A 337-nucleotide genomic window follows, 5' to 3' on the forward strand; every position below is an offset into this window, starting at 1 on the left:
GCCGTAGGTAGCTCTTTCATGCATTCAATAAACACCAGCAAAGCCGCAGTAAGCAACCCGCGTCTAAGTAGGGGTAAATGCACCAAACGTAACGTATGGCCTTGGCTTTTGCCCATAGATTGGCTAGCCATGTCGAGAGAGGGGCTAATGCGTAAAAAGCTCGACTCAATCGCGCCATGTGCTACTGCGTAAAAACGCACTACATAAGCAAAAATAATGGTAAATACACTGCCAGTGAGTAACAAGCCTATATTTAAGTCGTATGGCTCAAGCACACGGTTTACAGTATTTTCTAACAGCGTAAGCGGTAATAGCACCGCAATAGCCAGTACTGTTC

The 337-nt window shown here is 45.7% G+C and carries 1 pseudogene; it reads right to left on the reverse strand.

Annotation, left to right across the window (positions count from 1 at the left end):
* A pseudogene (locus AAEY62_RS21135) lies at window positions 1–337 on the reverse strand (iron ABC transporter permease); the annotation flags it as partial.

The sequence above is a fragment of the Pseudoalteromonas sp. GW168-MNA-CIBAN-0100 genome (genome assembly GCF_040309225.1).
Classification (GTDB): Bacteria; Pseudomonadota; Gammaproteobacteria; order Enterobacterales; family Alteromonadaceae; genus Pseudoalteromonas; species Pseudoalteromonas arctica.